The organism is Kitasatospora sp. NPDC003701 (assembly GCF_053587085.1).
The window spans coordinates 147,450-165,931 of the sequence record NZ_JBSFNM010000003.1 but is presented as its reverse complement, the minus strand read 5'-3'; the positions used below and the strand labels follow the sequence as shown (position 1 = coordinate 165,931).

Below are 18,482 nucleotides of genomic sequence, written 5' to 3'. Positions count from 1 at the left end.
TACCTTCGGGGACGTGTCCCCGGACATGGGGAATACTGTTCGTTCGATAACCACCGCAGCACTTTGAGGCACCTGTGAGCACACCCAGCGCCGCCCGCGCGCCCCGTCCGCACCGCCGTCCCAAGAAGGACCCGGCGCGCATCGTCGCCTTCCGCGCCCTGCGGGCCGTCGACGAGCGCGACGCGTACGCCAACCTGATCCTGCCCTCGCTGCTGCGCGAAGCCGAGCAGAAGGGCATGGACCGGCGCGACGCCGCCCTCGCCACCGAGCTGGTCTACGGCACCCTGCGCCTGCAGGGCACCTACGACGCGGTCATCGCCGCCTGCATCGACCGCCCGCTGAGCAAGGTCGACCCGCCGGTCCTGGACGTCCTCTCGCTCGGCGCCCACCAGCTGCTCACCACCCGCATCCCCAGCCACGCCGCCGTCTCGGCCACCGTGGAGCTGGCCCGGGTGGTCCTCGGCGACGGCAAGGCCAAGTTCGTCAACGCCGTCCTGCGCCGGATCAGCGCCCACGACCTCGACGCCTGGATCGCCAAGGTCGCCCCGCCCTACGAGAAGGACGCCGAGGACCACCTCGCCGTCGTCCACTCGCACCCCCGCTGGGTCGTCGCGGCCCTGTGGGACTCGCTCGGCCGCTGGCAGCCGGACGCCTCCGGCCGCACCGCGATCGAGGACCTGCTGCGCGCCGACAACGAGCGGCCCGAGGTCACCCTGGTCGCCCGCCCGGGCCGGATCGCCGTCGGCGACCTCGCCGACGCGCTGCCCGAGGCCGAGCCCGGCCGCTGGTCGCCGTTCGCGCTCCGGCTCGCCGAGGGCGGCGACCCGGGCACGCTCCCGGCCGTCCAGGACAACAGCGCCGGCGTCCAGGACGAGGGCAGCCAGCTGGTCGCGCTCGCGCTCGCCGCGGCCCCGCTCGACGGCCCGGACCGGCTCTGGCTGGACGGCTGCGCCGGCCCCGGCGGCAAGGCCGCGCTGCTCGCCGCCCTGGCCGCCGAGCGCGGCGCCGCCCTGGTGGCCAGCGAGAAGCAGCCGCACCGGGCCCGGCTGGTCGCCCGCGCGCTGGAGGGCAACCCCGGCCCGTACACCGTGATCGCCGCCGACGGCACCCGCCCCGCGTGGCGCGCCGACGGCTTCGACCGGGTCCTCGTGGACGTCCCCTGCTCCGGCCTCGGCGCCCTGCGCCGCCGCCCGGAGGCGCGCTGGCGCCGCCGGCCGCAGGACGTCGCCGCCTTCGGCCCGCTCCAGCGCGACCTGCTGCGCGGGGCCATCGACGCCACCCGGGTCGGCGGGGTCGTCGGCTACGCGACCTGCTCGCCGCACCTCGCCGAGACCCGGGCCGTCGTGAACGACGTGCTGCGCGAGCAGGGCGGCCGGGTCGAGTGGATCGACGCCCGCCCGCTGCTGCCCGGGGTGCCGTCGCTGGGCGACGGCCCGGACGTCCAGCTCTGGCCGCACCTGCACGGGACGGACGCGATGTACCTGGCGCTGCTGCGGCGCACCGCCTGACGCACGGGGTGACCGGGGCGTCCGGGCCGGCCGGCGAGGGAGATCCTCGGTGGCCGGCCCGGACGCCCCGTGTCGTTGCCGGGGCCGGACACGGAACGCTCCGGTCGGCGGTGCGCGATCACGGCCCGGGGGCGGCGAGCGGGCGGTCGGTGAGGCCGGTGCCGCCGAGGCGGGTGGTCAGGCCGGCGAACAGGGCGATGTCGTCCGCGCTCCAGGAGGAGGCGGCGAACACCTCGTCGGCGACGCGTTCGGCCGTGGCGCGCATGTCCTGGAGCAGGGTGCGGCCGGTGTCGGTGAGCGCCGCGTAGGCGACCCGGGCGTCCCGGGCGTCCGGCTCGCGGGTCACCAGGCCGATGCGTTCCAGCGGGGCGAGTCCCCGGGTGACGCCGGAGGCGGTGAGGCCGAGCGCCTCGGCGAGGTCCACCCGGCGCATCCGGCCGCCGGGTGCCTGGCCGAGCCGGAGCAGCAGGGTGAAGTCGGCCAGGCTGACGCCGTGCAGCCCGCTCAGGCTCGCGTCGAACCGCCGTACCAGGGCCGCCTGGGCCCGGACCAGGCGCAGGGCCGCGTCCAGCGTGGAACTCATTGCCACCTCCTTGACTGCTCAAGTATAGCTGCGGATCGAGCCGTCGAGGAGGTGGCGGGGTGGGGGGTGCGGGATCAGGCGGTGCGGGCGGCGCGGCGCTGGCGCTTGCCGACGGCGGCCAGGGAGAGGTCCTCGGCCTGGGAGCGGAGGCTCCGGTAGCCGTAACCGCGTTCGTCGAGCCAGGACTTCGCCGCCTCCTCGGCGCGTTCGGTGGCCGCCAGGATGTCCTCCTCGGCCTCGCCCGCGTCCAGGAACCGGAAGGTGAAGGCGGGGCGGGCGGCGAGGTCGTAGCTGAGGTGGCCCTCGGGCGTGAACGACGCGTACAGGACGTCGTGTTCGCCGGCGCGGGCGAGGAGTTCGGCGTGCTGGTCGGCGTCGAGGCCGTCGAATGAGCCGCGGACGGTGACGCGGAAGGTGCGAGTGGTCATCCCTCGACCCTAGCCAGCGCGGCCGGTCCGGTTCCACCGCGTTTTCGTCGGCGGTCCCGTCCGGGGGAGGTGCGCCGAGCCCCCGCCGAGCCCCCGCCGGGCCCTGGCCGGGCCCTGGCCGAGCCCCCGCGAAGGGGGCCGACGAGGGCCCGGCGGTGTCCGGTCGGGGCTCAGGCTTCGTGCAGCGCGGCCTGGTTCGGCGCCGTCCCGGCCGGCGCCGGCTCCGCGTCGTCCGGCGCGCCGTCCTTCCCGGCCAGGGCCGGCCAGCTGATCCGGGTGGCGCAGAGCGAGACGACGGCGGCGGACGCGGCCACCGCGGCCATGCCCCAGACCAGGCTGCTGGAGTCGGCGATGAAGCCGATCACCGCCGGTCCGGCCAGCAGGCCGGTCGTCCCGGTGGCGGCGACCAGTGCCAGCGCGTCCGAGCCCTGCCGGGCCGCGGCCACGTAGATGCAGGGGGTCACCGCCGCGACGCCCAGGCCGACGCAGGCGAACCCGAGCAGCGTCGGCACCACACCGCCGGCCAGCAGCGCGAGCGCCAGGCCGGCGCCGGCCAGCAGGCTGCCGAACCGGACGATCCGCCCGTCGCCGAAGCGGGTGCGCCAGCCGTCGGCGAAGATCCGGGCGGTGACCATCATCACCGAGACGACCGCGATGCCCAGCGGCGCCAGCTCCGGCGCCGCGTCGACGACGTCCTTGAGGTAGAGCGCCGACCAGTCGTTCATGGCGCCCTCGGTGACGGTGCCGAACACCATCGCCAGGCCCATCCAGATCGTCACCCGGGACGGCAGCGTCAGCCCGCGCCGCTTCTTCGGCGCCGGCTGCTCCGCGGTCTCCCCGGCCGTGTCCCCGGCCTTCCCGTCGTCCGTCAGCATGCCGGTCTGGGCGAGCCCGAGCAGCACCAGGAGGACGACGGCGGCCAGGCCGAAGTGCACGGAGAGGGTGGTGGTGAAGGCGTTGACGCCGGAGGCGAGCAGGGCGGCGAGCAGCGATCCGGCGCTGAACGTGGCGTGCAGCCTGGACATCGCCGTCCGCCGGTACCTGACCTCCAGGGCGGCGCCCTGCGCGTTCATCGCGACGTTCAGGCAGCCGACGGCGATGCCGTCGAAGCAGGCGACCGCCAGGGTCACCGGGTAGTTCGGCGCCACCGTCAGCCCGAGCAGCACCAGGCCCAGGCAGACCGCCGACAGCGTGGCGAGCAGCCGTGAGCCCAGCCGCTTCATCAGCGCGGCGACCAGGGGGAAGGAGACCGCCGCGCCCACGCCGCAGACCATCAGCAGCAGACCCAGTTCGGCCTCGCTGAGGTCGAGCCGGCTCTTGAGCGCGGGTAGGCGGGAGACCCAGGTGGCGTACTGGAAGCCGAGGAAGCAGAACAGTGCCGCGATGGCCAGTTGGGCTCGGCGGTAGTCGTCGCGGAGGCGGAGCAGGGTCATCGGAACACTTCGTCTTTCACGAGTGACCCGGGGAGCGGGTCGTGGGGGCGGTTGCCGCGCGCGGGGGAGCCCCGGCGAGGGAGAGCGGGGCGGCCCGCAGGTGCAGGGACATGTAGACCGCGTGCGCGCCGTAGCCCTCCGGGAGCTCGACCTCCGGCGCGGCGCGGTACCCCAGCCGGGCCCAGAAGGCCTCACTGCCCCCGACGGCCACCAGGGAGACGGTCTCGAACCGCCGCACCCGTGCCGTCTCCGCGAGGTGGCCGTGCAGCAGGGGCGCCAGCCCCCGGCCGCGCAACTCCTCGGTGACCACCACGTCGTGCAGGTGCATGTTGGTCGACCGGAAGCCGGACGCCTCCGCCCGGCCCAGGTCCGGGTACCGGTGGAGCGGGTAGGGCAGGGCGAGCAGGTAGCCGCCGAAGCGCCCCCGGTACTCCAGCGCGAAGCAGGTGGTGGGCGACGCCCGGGCCCTGGACTCCAGCGACGCCCGCCCCTCGGACAGTCCGCTCGCGCCGTAGGCACGGGCCTCCAGCGCCACGACCTCGTCCCAGTCCTCGGCGGCCAGCAGGCGCACGCGGACGCCCTCGGCGAGCTCGTCGGCCATCATGCGGAACCTTCCCCGGCGGCCTCGGCACCGCCGATGCACGTGTAGGGCAGCGGCTCGAACCCGTTGAAGCCCTGGGTCGTGTACGCGGTGGCGTAGGCGCCGCAGGAGAAGATCCAGACCGGATCCCCGGAGGCGGCGGCCGCCGGCACCCGGACGAGGCCCTCCTCGTCGGCGTACGCGTCGTCGCTGTCGCAGGTCGGGCCCGCGACGACGGCCGGAACGTACGCCCCGAGGGGCTGGGCGGGGTCCGGGTGGGACGGGAACTCCATCCGGTACTGCAACTCGTCCATCTCGTACAGGCCGTTGAACTTGCCGCAGCCCAGGTAGAGCCAGCGCTGGCGCTCGCCGTCGAGCTGCTCCCGGGAGGTCAGCCGGGCCACGTGGGTCCGGATGGCGCCGTGGTCCGCGACCAGGTGGCGGCCCGGCTCCAGGAGGAAGTCCAGGGGTGACGCCGACACCTCCCGGAGCTGCTGCATGCCCTCCCGGAGCACGGCGAACATCTTGTCCACCGGCGGATCGAGCGGGCGGCCCCGCTTGTCGAGGACGCCCAGGGCGGGCAGACCGCCGCCGAGGTTGACGTGGTCCAGCAGGATCCCCCGCCGGCCCAGCTCCTCGACGACGGCGGCCAGCGAGTCCAGTGCGTTCCGCCAGGCGTCGGCGGTCATCTGCTGCGATCCGACGTGGACGGACAGGCCGGACGGGGTCAGCCCGGCCGCCCGGGCCGCCGTCATGACCAGGACGGCGTCCGCGGCCGAGCAGCCGAACTTCCGGCTCAGGCCCCAGAGCGCGCCGTCCCCGGTGGTCGCGATCCGGCAGAACACGCGGGCGCCGGGGGCGTGGACGGCGATCGCCGCGACGTCCTCCAGGCTGTCCGTCGCGAAGTCCCGGACGCCGAGCCGGTAGGCCTCGGCGATGTTGAGGTCGGACTTGATGGTGTTGCCGTAGTGGATCCGCTCGACCGGCACGCCGGTGCGCAGCGCCTGGGCGATCTCCTGCGGGCCGGCCGCGTCGAAGCCGGCGCCCAGCTCGGCCAGGCGGGCGAGGACCTCGTCCACCGGGCACGCCTTCATGGCGAAGCGGACGGCGATGCCCGGCAGTTCGCGCAGCAGCGCGGTGTACTGGCCCGCGATCCCGTCCAGGTCGTAGATGATCCGGTCGTCGGTGGCGGCCGCCAGGGCGGCGCGCAGGGGTGTGTTCTCAGACATCGTCGATAGCTCCAGGCCCGGCTAGCGGGCCAGCTGCTCGGGGCCGGCGGTCCTGCACGCCCGCACCAGCGGGCCCCATGCCCCGATCAACAGGGCGAAGTCCTCGGTGTCCGCCTGTGCCTCGTCGAGCAGACGGTCCCGCAGGGTGGCCAGATGGTCGGCGAACTCGGCGTACCTGCCGCCGAGTTGCCGGTAGGCGCGGTCGAGGACGGCGAGCCGGCGGACGTTCTCCGCGCGGTCCGTCCCGATGCTGCGCCGGACGGAGTCGGCGATCACGGCGACCCGCACGCGGTGCTCGTCGTCGAGCAGCGCACCGCCCGCCGCCTCCATGTCGAAGTACACCGGGTAGAGGTAGAGCATCGACAGCAGGAACTTGGTGAACCGCAGCTGGTAGGCGGTGAATCCGGGGCCGGTCCGCCGCTCGGGGGTGTAGTAGTTCACGATGTGCCGGTTGTGCACCACCCCGGGCAGGGTGGCGTCGCGCACCACGTGCAGCAGGAAGTAGTCGCTGCCGATGGTGTCGGTCGCGGGCGGCAGCGGGAGGCGCTCGTACACCTCGTGGTCGAGGCCGATGTTGCACATGTCGATCCGGAAGATGTCCGGGACGTCCAGGACGGCGCGGTCGTGGGTGAAGGGGTCGGTGCCGCCTCCGACGAAGGAGTCGTCGACCAGCTCCCGTCTCTCCTGCGCGGACGCCCCGGTCGGTGCCCAGAGGCCGACCACCTCGTCGTAGACGGCCCGGTCCAGCTCGCGGATCTCGCCGATGTCGACGGAGAGTTCACCGACGAAGGAGCCGCCGACCAGCGCGACCGGCTTCCCGGCGTGCGCCGCGTCCAGTGCGTTCTCGGTGACGCCGGGCGCCGCGTCGGCGGCCCGCTTGCCGAGCGAGAGCAGCTCGTGGTGGATCGGGAAGACCGGGCTCCCGTCCAGGACCTGGTAGGCGCTGTCCGAGTCCCGGCGGTGGACGGAGCGGCAGCCGAGGGCGGCGGCGATCAGGAATGCCCGGTTGGTGCAGGCGCCGTAGGAGACGGCGTCCGGGAGCATCAGCTCCAGGACCCGCGCCGGCTCGGCGACACCCGAGGCGTCGATCACCCGCCGCAGGAACTCCCGCTGCCGGGCCTCGTCGAGGTGGTGCACGACCACGCCCGCCGCCGCGGGCAGCCCGTCGACGGCCTTGGCGTGCACGGTGAACGTCGACTCCTCGGAGGAGTCCAGGACCAGCAGGTGCACCTCGACGCCGAACCGCCCGGCGGCGTACGCCGCCTCCTCGCCGATCGACGCGATGGTGTCGGCGCAGGCCCGGTTGGTGGGCAGGGTCAGGCAGATCCGGTCCGCGCCGGTGGCCCCGCTCACGCGTCGCCGTCCCGGCCGCCGTGCCAGGACTCCAGCCCCAGCAGCTTCGCGCCGAGGTCGCTCAGATCGGCCTTGCCGTAGCGCAGCGACTCGTGCTTGCGCGGGTCGCCGACCAGCGTCCGGTTCCACGTCGGGGTGGAGAGGTCGCGCCAGGAGGCGATCCGCGAGGCCTTCAGCTCCTCGTGCTCCTCCAGCGCCGGCATCATCGAGAGGTACTGGACGGCCCGGACGCCGCTCTCGGAGGTGTTGCGGGCCACCCCGTGGGCGAGCATGCCGTTCCAGATCAGCAGGTCACCGGCCTTCAGGTCGGGCCGGACCACCGGGAACTCCGTGCGGTCGACGGCGGGCCGGATCGGGTCGCGGTCGGCCGGCTGGGTGGCCTGCCACCGGTTGAACCGCCGGAACAGCTCGGGGTTGCACTGGAAGCCGCCGTGGTCCGGCCGGGTGTCGTTGAGCGCGATGATCCCCTGGACGCGCTGCGGCAGGTTGCCGAGCGTGGTGTCGACGTCCCAGTGGAGCTCGATGTCGAAGCCCGTGTCCGTGGGCTCGATCAGTGCGCGGTCGCGGTTCCCGACGTTCGGCGGGTTGAGGTTCAGCCGGTCCAGCGTCACCCAGAGCTCTTCGCAGTCCCAGACGTCGACGAACGCGTCGTAGACCCGCCGCGTCTGGCGGCTGTCCCAGATCAGCTGGTGCTGGTAGGCCTCGACGAAGCCGTAGATGTGCAGGTGCTGGGCCAGTTCGTCGGTGAACTCCCGCTCCTCGTACCAGGTTTCCGGCCGGTCCCGGTCGAGCCCCTGGAAGTCCCAGGCGAAGTCCAGCAGGCGCTCCGCCGCCTCGGTGGGGATCGCCTCCCGGACGACCACATACCCGTACGTCTGCCAGAAGTCGTAGTCCTCCTCGGAGAGTACGCGCAGCGGCCGCGACTTCTCGATGTCCTTCAACGGGGTCCTGGCGAGGTAGGTCTCGCCGTCGTTGCTGAAGTACGGGGTGTCGGAGGCGGCCCGATACAGGTATCCGTCAGGCTTCGGCATGCAATCACTCCAGAGGTCGGGAAACTACGGCGACCGGGTCGAACCGCCGGTTCACGGGCGGTTCCTGGCCCGGGCGCTCCGCTGCTCCCGTGCCGTGCCGCGCGCGGAGGCTCGCCGCGGACCGGCGTCGGAGGACGGCCGACCGGCGGCAACGGGTGCTCGGGCGCGGACGGTTCGGGGCGCGGTGGCCACGAACGGCCGGCGGGGGACGGCTGCTGGGAGAGCGCAGCCGAAGGCGCCGGTCGGGGTGAGGGTGAAGGTGAAGGGTGAGGAGGACGAGGGGTGGGTGATCGGGCGATCGAGTGATCGACGGTGTCGGGCGAAGGGGCTCGGGCGGCAGGGAGGTTGCGGTGCTTGCGGTTCCCGGAGCGCGAGCGCGGCGCTGCGCGCACTGCTCGCGCGGTTCCTGCGGGTTCGTCGGCCCGGTCGGGCCGTCAGGGCATGCGGGTCCATGGACGCGTTCGGGCCCATGGACGGACTGCCCGTTCCCGCGAGGACAAGGCCGGGATTCCTTCCTCCTTCTTGTGCTCGGAGCCCCGCACGGGTCGTTGACTCCCTCGGTGGACACGCGGTGGCGCAGGCCAACTCGCGTGCCCGGCAAGGGGCCTCGCCAGGACTTCCCACCTCGTCAAACTTGCTTCCCCTACGGTGGACTAGACCAACTTGCGGTGTCAACCCTTCTCGGGGAGAGGCTGGACGGCGCCATGACACCCGGCCGACCGGCGATGACCGGCAGGGGAGCGGCGGTGTCCGACGGGCCTCCGCGGCAGGTGGCGGCGCTTGCCCGAACGGGCATCGCTCCTGCCCTTCGGGGCAGTGCGGTACGGGCGGCCGCCCGGGCGGTGTCGCTGTCCGCCGGGCGGGGCCGGGGCTCGTACGATCCTCGGGAGCGCGGCCGGGGGAGGGCCTGCGGGTGCGCTCGCGGGCGTCGTCGGAGACGAGCGGGGCGCGCGCCAAGTCGCCCTGGCGGCAGGGGAGTCGGGCGGCAGCGGGCGTCGCCCGCGCTGACGGCGTCCGGCGTCCGGTATGCGGGGTCCGGTGTCTGGTGGCCGGTGCCCGGGGGGGCGGGTCGGGTGCTCGGGCCCGGGCCGTCTCCGGCGTTCGTGCTACCGGACGCGGTCCTCGGGCCGGGCGGCGGTGGGTACGGTGCCGGTCGGCGAGGCGCCGGCGGTCTCCGGGCCCTCCTGGGCCGTCCAGGCCAGCAGCAGCCGCAGGGCGTCCTCGGACGGGCTGCCGGGCTCGGGCGCGTAGGTGATCAGCGCCTGGGTCGGGTCGTCGGCGGCACGCAGGGTCTCATAGGTCAGTTCGAGCGTGCCGACGACCGGGTGGTGGAAGCGCTTGACCCCGGACGTCTTGTCCCGCACCGGGTGTTCGGCCCACCAGGTGCGGAACTCCTGGCTCTTCACGGCGAGTTCGCCGATCAGCGCGCGCAGCCGGGGGTCGTCGGGCCGGCGGCCCGCCTCCATGCTCAGGTACGCCACGTTCCCGCGGGCGCACGTCTCCCAGTCCGCGTACAGGGAGCGGGCTTCGGGGTGCAGGAAGGTGATCCTGGCGATGTTGCGCGCGGCGGGTTCCAGGGCGTCGAAGTCGCCGAGGAGCGCGCTCGCGGCCCGGTTCCAGGCCAGGACGTCCATCCGCTGCCCCATCACCAGGGCGGGCAGCTCCGGCAGGGAGCTCAGCAGGGTCCGCAGCATCGGCCGGACGCGCTGCGGGTGCGCCGCCGACCCCGGTCCGCTCGCGCGCGTGGCGCCGGCCGGACGCGCGATCCGGTGCAGGTGCCTGGTCTCCTGCTCCTCCAGGCGCAGCGCGCGGGCCAGCGCGTCGAGCACCGAGGGCGAGGCGTTGCGGACCCGCCCCTGTTCCATCCGGGTGTAGTAGTCGACGCTGACGCCGGCGAGTTCGGCGATCTCCTCGCGGCGCAGTCCCGCGACCCGGCGCCGGCGGCCCGCGCCGGGCAGGCCGACCTCCTGGGGGAGGAGGCGGGCGCGTCGGGAACGCAGGAACTCGCTGAGGGCGGTCGGGGAACTCATGGTCCGATTCTGGCCGATGCGGCGCCGCTGTGCCTGGCCCTGTCAGGACCAGGCACGGCGGCGGGGTCCGGCGGGGGCCGCTGGCGGTCCGGGGGCGGTCCGGCGGGGCCGCTGGCGCTCCGCTGGCGGTTCGGGGGCGGGCCGGGGGCGGTCCGTGGGCGCCGGGGCCGACGGCCGGTCACGCCGCCGACCGGGGGTTTTCCCCCGGCCGGGATCGGAGGACGGCCCCAGCGCGGACCACCCCCACTCCCCGCCATGATCGTTTCAGTGACCGGGGGAACAGCGAACCGAGGAGTGATCAGCATGAGCGAGCACAGGAACGCGATCGGCCGACGAGGGCTGCTCGCCGCGGCGGCGGCGCTCGTCGCCACCGCCCTGGTGGCCCCGGTGGCCTCCGCCGCACCTGCGGTCGACTCCGCGTCCACCGCGTCCACCGGACCGGGCGCCACCGCGGCCGACAGCCGGCAGGCCGCCGCGGTGCGCGCTCTGGAGCGCGCCGCCCAACCCCTCCGGTCGACCGAGCCCGGCGGCCGCACCACCGACCTGCGGGCGCTGGGCGGGATGATCGGCGACGCCCGGGTGGTCGGGCTGGGGGAGGCCACGCACGGTTCGCACGAGTTCTTCGCCATGAAGGAACGCGTCTTCCGCTACCTCGTCGAGGAGAAGGGATTCACCACCTTCGCCCTGGAGATGAGCTGGACGGCCGGCCTGCGGATCGACGAGTACCTTCAGGGCGGCGCCGGCGACGCGCGGCAGATCGCGAAGCAGGAACTCGCCGGATCCCCTTGGGAGCGCGAGGAGTTCGTCAGCCTCATCAGCTGGATGCGGCGGTACAACGACCGGCACCCGGACCGCCGGGTCCATTTCATGGGCAACGACGTCGGCGCGCCCAGGCTCGGCGACGCCGCCTTCGACCGGGTCACCTCCCAGGTCCGCGCGACCCACCCGCAGGACCTCGCGCGCCTCGAAGGGCTGTACGCGGGTCTGCGGCCCATGGACGACGTCTTCGCCTACCTGGGCAGGCCCGTCGCCGAACGGCGCCACAACGCCACCGTCGCCCAGCAGGCACTCGACCTGGTCGTCGCGACCAAGGGAGCCGGCGGCGACGCCTACGAGTGGGCCGAGCAGCACGCCCGCAACATCGCCCAGACCTTCGCGTTCGCCTCTCTCGACCTGTCCGATCCGGCGTCGGTGTCCGCCGCGGAGCACCTTCGTGACCAGGTCATGGCCGACAACACCGCCTGGTGGCACCGCCGTACCGGCGACCGGATGCTGCTGTCGGCGCACAACGGCCATGTGGGCTACCTGTCGTCCGACCCGGTGATGTACCCGACGACGCAGGGCGTCCACCTGCGCAACGCCCTCGGCCGGGGCTACGTCGCCATCGGCTTCACCTTCGACCGCGGGTCCTTCCTCACCGGGACCGCCCTCGGCGGGGCCTGGAACAAGGTCACCGTCCCCGCGGCCACGCCCGACATGCAGGAGTACACCCTCGACCGGGTCGGCCGGCGCGACTACTACGTGGACCTGCGCACCCTGCCGGCCGCGGGCCGCAGCTGGCTCGACACCCCGCGCCCCGTCTACGAGGCCGGTTCGAGCTTCAAGAACGACCCGCTCCCCAGCCTCGCCATCGGCCGGGCCCAGGACATCCTCATCCACCTCCACGAGGTCCACGAGGCCGGCAAGCTCTGATCACCCGGGACCGGCAGCTGGTGGGTGAACGGGATCTCCACGGGGAACAACGACCTGATTCTGTGACGGGCCGACGCGGCTGACGCGGCTGACGGATCGGCGGGCCGGATTTCCCGGGGTTGCGATGCCCGTCGATTGCCCGGTTGCGACGGCCGCCGACTCCGGACGGGAATCGGATCTCCTCAGGACGAATCCGCTCGCATCCCCGGCCTGCCGATGCCGGCCACGTCTTTCCCGGCGTGGCCGGCATCGGCTGTATCGGCGGCCGGAGACCAACCGTGCACAGATCGGTGAGCCGTGCGGCCTCCGATCGGCGACCCGCCCGAACGAGGAACCCGTTCACCACGACCGCGTCACTCAGGCGGCGGCGCGTTCGGCGAGCGGGCGGCGCCGCAAGGCGGTGTCGGTCAGCGATCGCGGGGGGAGGGAGGCGGCCGGGTTGTACAGGTTCACCCCGGGCGGCACGATCGCGTCGATCCGGTCGAGCGTCGCGTCGTCCAGGGTCAGCGCGGCACCCTTGAGGAGGCCGTCGAGCTGCTCCATGGTCCGCGGCCCGATGATCGCCGAAGTGACGCCCGGGTGGGCCACGGTGAAGGCCACGGCGAGTTCCGGAAGGGTGCAGCCGATGCTCGTCGCGAGTTCGACGAGCTGCTCGACGGCGTCGAGCTTGGCGGCGTTCTCCGCACGCGCCGGATCGAAGAGCGCCGGTCGGAGCGCGGCGCGGCCGGTCGTCAGGTCGACGGGCCGGTCCTTGCGGTGCTTTCCGGTGAGGAAGCCGAAGGCGAGGGGGCTCCAGACGAGTGCGCCCATGCCGTGGCGCTCGACGACGGGCAGGAGCGAGGCCTCGATCCCACGGGCCAGGATCGAGTAGGGCGGCTGGGCGGTGCGGAACCGCCCGAGGCCGCGCCGCTCCGAGACGTGGTGCGCCTCGACGATCTCCTCGGCCGGGTAGTTCGAGCAGCCGAAGGCGCGGACCTTCCCCTGGCGCACGAGGTCGCTGAGCACCGAGAGCGTCTCCTCGATGTCCGTGGAGTGGTCGGGGAAGTGCACCTGGTAGAGGTCGATCCAGTCCGTGTCCAGGCGCCTGAGGCTGTCCTCGACCGCCTTGAGTATCCACCGCCTGGAGTTGCCACCGCGGTTGCGGCCCTCGCCCATCGGAAAGTGCACCTTGGTGGCGAGCACGATGTCGTCACGGCGCCCCCGCAGCGCCTTCCCCACGATCTCCTCCGACTCGCCCTGTCCGTACATGTCGGCGGTGTCGACGAAGTTGATCCCCTGGTCGAGGGCGGCGTGGATGATGCGGACGCAGTCGTCGTGGTCGGAGTTGCAGCCGTCCTGGAACATCATCGTCCCGAGGCAGTGGACACTGACCTCGATACCGGTTCCGCCGAGGGTGCGGTAGCGCATGGTGATGCTTCCTTACTGGGTCGACCGATGGGAGGGACCGACGGATCGTCGGATCGTCGGCCGCACGAGGAACCCTAGGAACTGGAGTCCGCTCTAGATCAACCCCCGATCACCCCCGGCTACGCTGGCGGCATGGCTGAGGTCACCCCAACACTGAGCATCGGAGAGGTCTCCGAGCGCACCGGCTTGAGCGTGCACGCGCTGCGCTTCTACGAGCACGAGGGCCTCTTCGTCAACCCCGTGCGCCGCGGGCCCGGCGGGCGCCGCGTCTACGGCCAGGACGACGTGGCCTGGCTGGACGTCTGCATCATCCTCCGCGCCTCGGGAATGCCCGTGACCGCGCTCCGCCGGTACGCCGACCTGGTCAGAGAAGGCGCCGGCAACGTGGAGGAGCGACTCGCGCTCATGCGCGAGCACCAGGAGCGCGTCACCGCCGAGATCAGCAGGCTCACCGAGTCCCTGGATCTGATCCGGTTCAAGGTCGGGGTGTACGAGGACCTCGTCGACCAGGGCGGCGCCGCCGCCCACCAATGTCATGCCCCGTCCCCTTCGGCCGAGGCGGACGGCATGCCGGTGCTTCAGCACGGAACAGCGGTGCGGTGACCGGTGGCGCGTCGAGCCGGCGGTCCGCCGGCTCGCCCGGCACCCACCGCACGACGCTCCACGGCCTCGGGAAGCGGGCGGACGGTTCGCCGGCCCGCACGTGTTCGGGGACGGGCAGGGGCAGTCGCGGAGTCAGGACGGGCAGCCACTCCCGCTCCTTGCGCAGCAGCGCCGGGGCACGTTCCGTGCGGGGCAGACGGACGGCCAACTCGTCGCCGAGACGCCACAGTTGGTTGTCCCACCCGGCGTCCGCCCGGTGCAGGCGCAGCCCGGCGAGATCCGGCTGCTGCTCCCGGAGAAGTCCGCGCACCAACGTCTCGTCGATCGTGAAGTCGGCCGTGCGAGGAGCCCCCGTTCCTGAGCTGTCTGCCGTCATTGTGTCCGGCGCGGCTCCGCCCGGGGTGCCTCGTTCGGGTGGTGACGGGTGGATTCCCTGGCGTACCGGCCGTGTTGGGCGTTACCTTGCGGTTATGACCGAGCTTGTCCGCCGTCGTCACGTCGACTTCGGCCGCCTGTCCAGTGCGAGCTGTCCGCTCGGCTGCTGACGCACGGTTCGCCGCGCGCGCCCTCGTTGTGCGCCGCGCTGTCGCCGTCCGGTCCCTGCGGGGGGCGTGACCCGGCCCGATGCCCCGTTCCACCCCGGCGGCCAGACCGCCGTCCGCCGCGCCCGCCTGCGCCCTGCGCTCTGTGCTCGACCCTCCACCCTGCCCTGAACCTCCGCCCTCGAAGGGGACTGCCATGACCGAATCCGGTACCGCCACCGAGCACTACCTCCGCAACAACGCCGCCTACGCGGTGGACTTCCAGGGGCCGCTGCCGCTGCCGCCGGCCCGCCAGAGCGCCGTCCTGGCCTGCATGGACGCCCGTCTCGACGTCTACGCGGTGCTCGGCCTCGACGAGGGCGACTCGCATGTGATCCGCAACGCGGGCGGCGTCGCCACCGACGACGCGATCCGCTCGCTGGCGATCAGTCAGCGCCTGCTCGGCACCCGGGAGATCATCCTGATCCACCACACCGACTGCGGGATGCTGACCTTCGGTGACGACGCCTTCCGCGAGTCGATCCGGGAGGAGACGGGCATCAAGCCGCCGTGGGCGGCGGAGGCCTTCGCCGACCTGGAAGCGGACGTCCGGCAGTCCGCCGCCCGGATCCGCAACAGCCCGTTCGTCCCGAAGACCGACGCCCTGCGCGGCTTCGTCTTCGACATCGCCACCGGCAAGCTCGAAGAGGTCGTCCTGTAGCGGTGCGATCCGCCCCCCGGTGCCCCGCCCCGCGCGGGCGGGGCACCGGGGGGCCTTGCGCGCCCGGTACGAGCTCACGTTGCTGGGGCGCAGGGTGCGGTGATGTTCTCGCGGCCGGATGTCGTTGGCTGCGTGGGCGGTGACGCCGGCTGGCTCGTCGTCGATCGGAGTCATGCCCTGCGGGGTGCGCGGGCGCTTTTGTTCGAGGGCCGGTTGCTCGCCGGCTCCCGGGAGCGGAACACCTCGAACGGGTAAGGGGGTTGACCCAGGAGGTAGGGGCCGCTCAGCCGAGGAAGACGGCCTCGACCTCGCGGCGCGCGTTGGTGAAGCAGAGGACTCCGTCGAGCAGCACGGGCATGCCGTGATTGTCCGGACTCAGGCTCATGGGGTAGGGCGGGGCCAGTGCGCGCCCGGTCGCCGCATCCCGTGTCATCAGCCCGATGTGCCCGATGGTGTAGACGGCTCCGTCCTTCACGAAGGGCGTGGTGAGCAGAGTTCCTTTGCTCGGTCTGCGTGGCCAGACGTCGTGCCCGGTGGCCAGGTCCACGGCCGCAATCCTGCTCGCGTTGTCGACGAGGAAGACGCGGCCGTCCGCCACGGTCGGGGAGAAGGTGATGTCGACGGTGCTCCAACGGGTCCGACCGTCGCCGGTGTCCACGACGTGCAGCTGATGTTCTGTGGTGCGCAGGAAGGCTGTTCCGCCCGCGACGGTGAGATCCGCAGGTGCACCCTCGAACCACTCGGACTTCCACCGGTCCGCGCCGGTGGACATGTTGATGGCGACGAGGCGCATGCGCGGCGAAACCACTTCGATCACGTAGACGGTGCGATCGGAAGCCGACCACACCTCGGACAGTGGGGCGTCCGTCGGGTGCAGCCACCTTCCGGTCCCGTCCTCCTCATGAAGCGCAGCCACGCAGTCCACGCTGCGGTCCGCACCAGGCTTCATGGAGCCCAGACCGATGACATGACCCTCTGCCGCCCGGGGCGTGGAAACCATGCGACAGGCCACCTCCGTCATGGCCCAGCGCCGTTGCCGTCGGAGCAGGTCCAACGCGGTGACGATGCCGTCCGGGCCGACCGTGAAGGCGGTTCCCCCGGAGGTGCTGGTCATGCCTTCATGGAGTCGGAATCCGGGGTTCCAACGATGCTGCTTTCCGGTGCGCAGATCATATGTGTTGACCTGCCGGTTCAGGCCCTGGAAACAGAGTTGGCCCGAATCCGCGTGAGGCCTGGAGTCATCTGCGGCCATGATGAGAGACCGTCGGCTCCCGTCATGGGCGTCGAGAACATGGAGACGACAGCCCTCGCCGACCACGAGTGAGCCGTTCAGGTTCAACGGCTGGCGGACCTTGGCCAGCTTGGATCGATCCTTCCCCGGTCCCGGTCGGACGCCGATCGGGACCGGCCCCCACGCCCGTGTAGGAAGGTGGGCTCTGCGACGTTTGCCACCGGCCACCTTCCTGCTTCCCCGGCCCGCCTTGGGCGATGGCGGCACCGGCGTGGTGTCGCGCCCCTTCGGGTGTGGCGGAGCAGGCTTCTCGGTTGGCGTGATCGGCCCCGAGGCCGGGCTTACCACGGTGACGCTGAGGTTCTGAGCCTGAAAGACGTGGCCGTTCACGATGGCATGGCCGGTCACCTGATTGCTCACCACGGCCGGGTGCAGAGACTTCTCCGGACTGCCCATCGGCGGACCCCCTTCCCGGTGTGGTGGGACCATCGGATACCCAGACTTACTCGATCTGCCCCGGCTCCTACCAATCGGCAGCCTCTCCAATCGGTATCGGTCTGCTCCGGGAGCGTCGGCCAAGCGTTCGGGGTTCGGTGAGTTCCCAGTTCGGACCGCATGGATGGGCATCGTCACGGTCTGGCCGGGTATCGAAATTCCACTCGATGAATCGTCTGTCAGTCCGATCGCTCGATCGGCCGGGTGAGTACGAGGTGGTCCGGGGTGGTCGGGCCCCTTCTCGCCGGATGCCTTGCCTGTCACGGACGTTGGCGTGTTCGCGGCGTCCGGGCGGCAGTAGGGTGGGCGGATGATCTCTCTGCCGGAAGACCAGCCGCGACGGATCAGCGAAGGTGAGCGCGACGCGGGTGTGCGGCGTCTCCAGGAGGCGTACGCCGAAGGGCACCTCTCGCACGAGGAGATGGACGGCCTGCTCCAGCAGGCGCTCACCGCCGCGACGCACGGCCAACTCGCGCGGGCGCTGGCCTCGCTCCCGGCGGAGGACGCGGGCACCACGTCCGCGATCGGCGCCGTCAGTGGCCGGATCCTGCGGCGCGGCGTGTGGCGGGTGCCGCGGGTCCTCAAGGTCGAGTCGGCGCTCGGCAGGGTGCAACTGGACCTCTCCCGGGCGGTGTTCGAGCATCCGGTGGTCGACATCGAGCTGCACCTCGGCACCGGCCGGGCCAAGATCACGGTGCCGCGCGACGCGGTCGTCGACATCGAGGGCCTGCGCGCCGGGTGGAAGGACACGCTCTACCGCCCCCGGCGAGGGGCCGGCTCCGGTGGGCCGACGATCCGGATCTCCGGGGCCATGGGGATGGGACGGCTGAAGGTACGCCACGCGCGGCGTTGAGGCCCCGCGGGCCCCGGGGGTGGGTTCTGTGGAGGGCGCGTGTCCGGTCCCGAGGGCTTCCGGGGCCGCGTGCCACCGGGCGGGCCCCGCACCACAGCGGCGCGGTGCGACAGGGGCCGGTGGCAGCGGGCAGGATGTGCGGGTGGACAAGGTGAGCATCAGCGACGAAGACCGCCGACTTCTCGGAGCCTGGGCTGCCGACTGCGCCGAGCGGGTGCTGCCGCTGTTCGAGGCGAAGGCTCCCACCGACACCCGCCCCCGCGAGGCCGTCGAGGGCATCCGCGTCTTCACCCGCGACGGGAAGCGGACGGCCCGGCTGCGCTCGGTCGCCGTCGCGGCGCTCGCCGCCGCACGGGACGTCGACGATCCGGTGGCCGCGGCGGCCGCCCGCGCCGCCGGCTACGCCGCGGCGAGCCCCTACATCCACCCGATCGCCACCCCGCACCAGGCGAAGCACGCCCTCGGACCGGCGATGTACGTGGCGCACGCCCGTGAGCTCGCGGCGGACGGCGACGCCGGTGCCGGTGCCGGTGCCGGTGACGAGGAGATCCGCTGGGCGATCGAGCACGCGCCGCCGGCGGTCGGCGGGATCCTGCGGCAGATGCCGCTCTTCGTCCCCGGTCGCAGCCGGCTGGACGCGTACCGCCACCGGCTCGAAACCGCCCTGCGGGGCTGAGCGGAGGGCCGGCGGCCGCCGGGCGGGCCGCGGCCGGGGCCGCTCCCACTGATGCCGCACCGGTGGGCGCCCGTCGGGCGTCGCCGCGACCGGCGGGGGCGGCGGACC

At 73.0% G+C, this 18,482-nt stretch carries 16 protein-coding genes and 1 pseudogene; 6 read left to right on the top strand and 11 right to left on the bottom strand.

Going from position 1 to position 18,482, the window contains the following annotated elements; genetic code table 11:
* Positions 1-74: 74 nt before the first annotated feature.
* Entirely contained in the window at positions 75-1,508 is a 1,434-nt protein-coding gene (locus ACWDRR_RS04350; protein ID WP_449770668.1) for an RsmB/NOP family class I SAM-dependent RNA methyltransferase, read from the top strand.
* A 118-nt stretch (positions 1,509-1,626) separates the two neighbouring features.
* Here ACWDRR_RS04350 and ACWDRR_RS04345 read toward each other — a convergent pair whose 3' ends face one another.
* From ACWDRR_RS04345 to ACWDRR_RS04310, 8 genes are all read right to left on the bottom strand, one after another.
* Positions 1,627-2,091: a MarR family winged helix-turn-helix transcriptional regulator gene (locus ACWDRR_RS04345; protein WP_449770667.1), complete on the bottom strand. Its 465-nt coding sequence runs from the start codon at positions 2,089-2,091 to the stop codon at positions 1,627-1,629.
* A 74-nt stretch (positions 2,092-2,165) separates the two neighbouring features.
* The gene (locus ACWDRR_RS04340; RefSeq protein ID WP_449770666.1) at positions 2,166-2,519 is read right to left on the bottom strand and encodes a DUF6204 family protein; all 354 of its coding nucleotides are present in this window, start codon (positions 2,517-2,519) and stop codon (positions 2,166-2,168) included.
* Between the two features lie 170 nt (positions 2,520-2,689).
* Complete coding sequence (locus tag ACWDRR_RS04335; RefSeq protein ID WP_449770665.1) at positions 2,690-3,952, bottom strand: MFS transporter; 1,263 nt, start codon at positions 3,950-3,952, stop codon at positions 2,690-2,692.
* Positions 3,953-3,968: 16 nt separating this feature from the next.
* Positions 3,969-4,556 carry a GNAT family N-acetyltransferase gene (locus ACWDRR_RS04330; RefSeq protein WP_449770664.1) on the bottom strand — a complete coding sequence of 196 codons (588 nt, stop codon included), beginning with the start codon at positions 4,554-4,556 and terminating at the stop codon, positions 3,969-3,971.
* Positions 4,553-5,761 carry a type III PLP-dependent enzyme gene (locus ACWDRR_RS04325; RefSeq protein WP_449770663.1) on the bottom strand — a complete coding sequence of 403 codons (1,209 nt, stop codon included), beginning with the start codon at positions 5,759-5,761 and terminating at the stop codon, positions 4,553-4,555. The genes ACWDRR_RS04330 and ACWDRR_RS04325 overlap by 4 nt, the downstream gene beginning before the upstream one ends.
* 21 nt (positions 5,762-5,782) lie before the next feature.
* Entirely contained in the window at positions 5,783-7,114 is a 1,332-nt protein-coding gene (locus ACWDRR_RS04320; RefSeq protein WP_449770662.1) for a DUF6271 family protein, read from the bottom strand.
* Complete coding sequence (locus ACWDRR_RS04315) at positions 7,111-8,145, bottom strand: phytanoyl-CoA dioxygenase family protein (RefSeq protein ID WP_449770661.1); 1,035 nt, start codon at positions 8,143-8,145, stop codon at positions 7,111-7,113. Before ACWDRR_RS04315 ends, ACWDRR_RS04320 begins: the two co-directional genes overlap by 4 nt.
* A gap of 1,106 nt (positions 8,146-9,251) precedes the next feature.
* Positions 9,252-10,175 (bottom strand): helix-turn-helix transcriptional regulator, encoded by a 924-nt coding sequence (locus ACWDRR_RS04310; RefSeq protein ID WP_449770660.1) that lies wholly within the window; start codon positions 10,173-10,175, stop codon positions 9,252-9,254.
* A 303-nt stretch (positions 10,176-10,478) separates the two neighbouring features.
* Here ACWDRR_RS04310 and ACWDRR_RS04305 point away from each other — a divergent pair, with 303 nt between their 5' ends.
* Complete coding sequence (locus tag ACWDRR_RS04305; RefSeq protein WP_449770659.1) at positions 10,479-11,867, top strand: erythromycin esterase family protein; 1,389 nt, start codon at positions 10,479-10,481, stop codon at positions 11,865-11,867.
* Positions 11,868-12,224: 357 nt separating this feature from the next.
* Here the strand turns inward: ACWDRR_RS04305 and ACWDRR_RS04300 are convergent, their stop codons facing one another.
* Entirely contained in the window at positions 12,225-13,274 is a 1,050-nt protein-coding gene (locus tag ACWDRR_RS04300) for an aldo/keto reductase (protein WP_449770658.1), read from the bottom strand.
* 132 nt (positions 13,275-13,406) lie between these two features.
* Between ACWDRR_RS04300 and ACWDRR_RS04295 the strand changes: the two genes are divergently transcribed.
* The gene (locus ACWDRR_RS04295; RefSeq protein ID WP_449770657.1) at positions 13,407-13,877 is read left to right on the top strand and encodes a MerR family transcriptional regulator; all 471 of its coding nucleotides are present in this window, start codon (positions 13,407-13,409) and stop codon (positions 13,875-13,877) included.
* 19 nt (positions 13,878-13,896) lie between these two features.
* On the opposite strand, the pseudogene ACWDRR_RS04290 reads toward ACWDRR_RS04295, so the two are convergent.
* Positions 13,897-14,253, bottom strand: a pseudogene (locus ACWDRR_RS04290) (phosphotransferase); the annotation flags it as partial.
* A gap of 362 nt (positions 14,254-14,615) precedes the next feature.
* On the opposite strand from ACWDRR_RS04290, the gene ACWDRR_RS04285 reads away from it, so the two are divergent.
* The gene (locus ACWDRR_RS04285; RefSeq protein WP_449770656.1) at positions 14,616-15,119 is read left to right on the top strand and encodes a beta-class carbonic anhydrase; all 504 of its coding nucleotides are present in this window, start codon (positions 14,616-14,618) and stop codon (positions 15,117-15,119) included.
* Positions 15,120-15,402: 283 nt separating this feature from the next.
* On the opposite strand, the gene ACWDRR_RS04280 is transcribed toward ACWDRR_RS04285, so the two are convergent.
* Complete coding sequence (locus ACWDRR_RS04280; RefSeq protein WP_449770655.1) at positions 15,403-16,806, bottom strand: outer membrane protein assembly factor BamB family protein; 1,404 nt, start codon at positions 16,804-16,806, stop codon at positions 15,403-15,405.
* Positions 16,807-17,155: 349 nt separating this feature from the next.
* Between ACWDRR_RS04280 and ACWDRR_RS04275 the strand changes: the two genes are divergently transcribed.
* A complete protein-coding gene (locus ACWDRR_RS04275) occupies positions 17,156-17,698 on the top strand; it encodes a DUF1707 SHOCT-like domain-containing protein (protein ID WP_449770654.1) in 543 nt (180 codons plus the stop codon).
* Between the two features lie 142 nt (positions 17,699-17,840).
* On the top strand, positions 17,841-18,374 hold the full coding sequence (locus tag ACWDRR_RS04270) for a putative immunity protein (RefSeq protein ID WP_449770653.1): 534 nt from the start codon (positions 17,841-17,843) through the stop codon (positions 18,372-18,374).
* Positions 18,375-18,482: the final 108 nt, after the last annotated feature.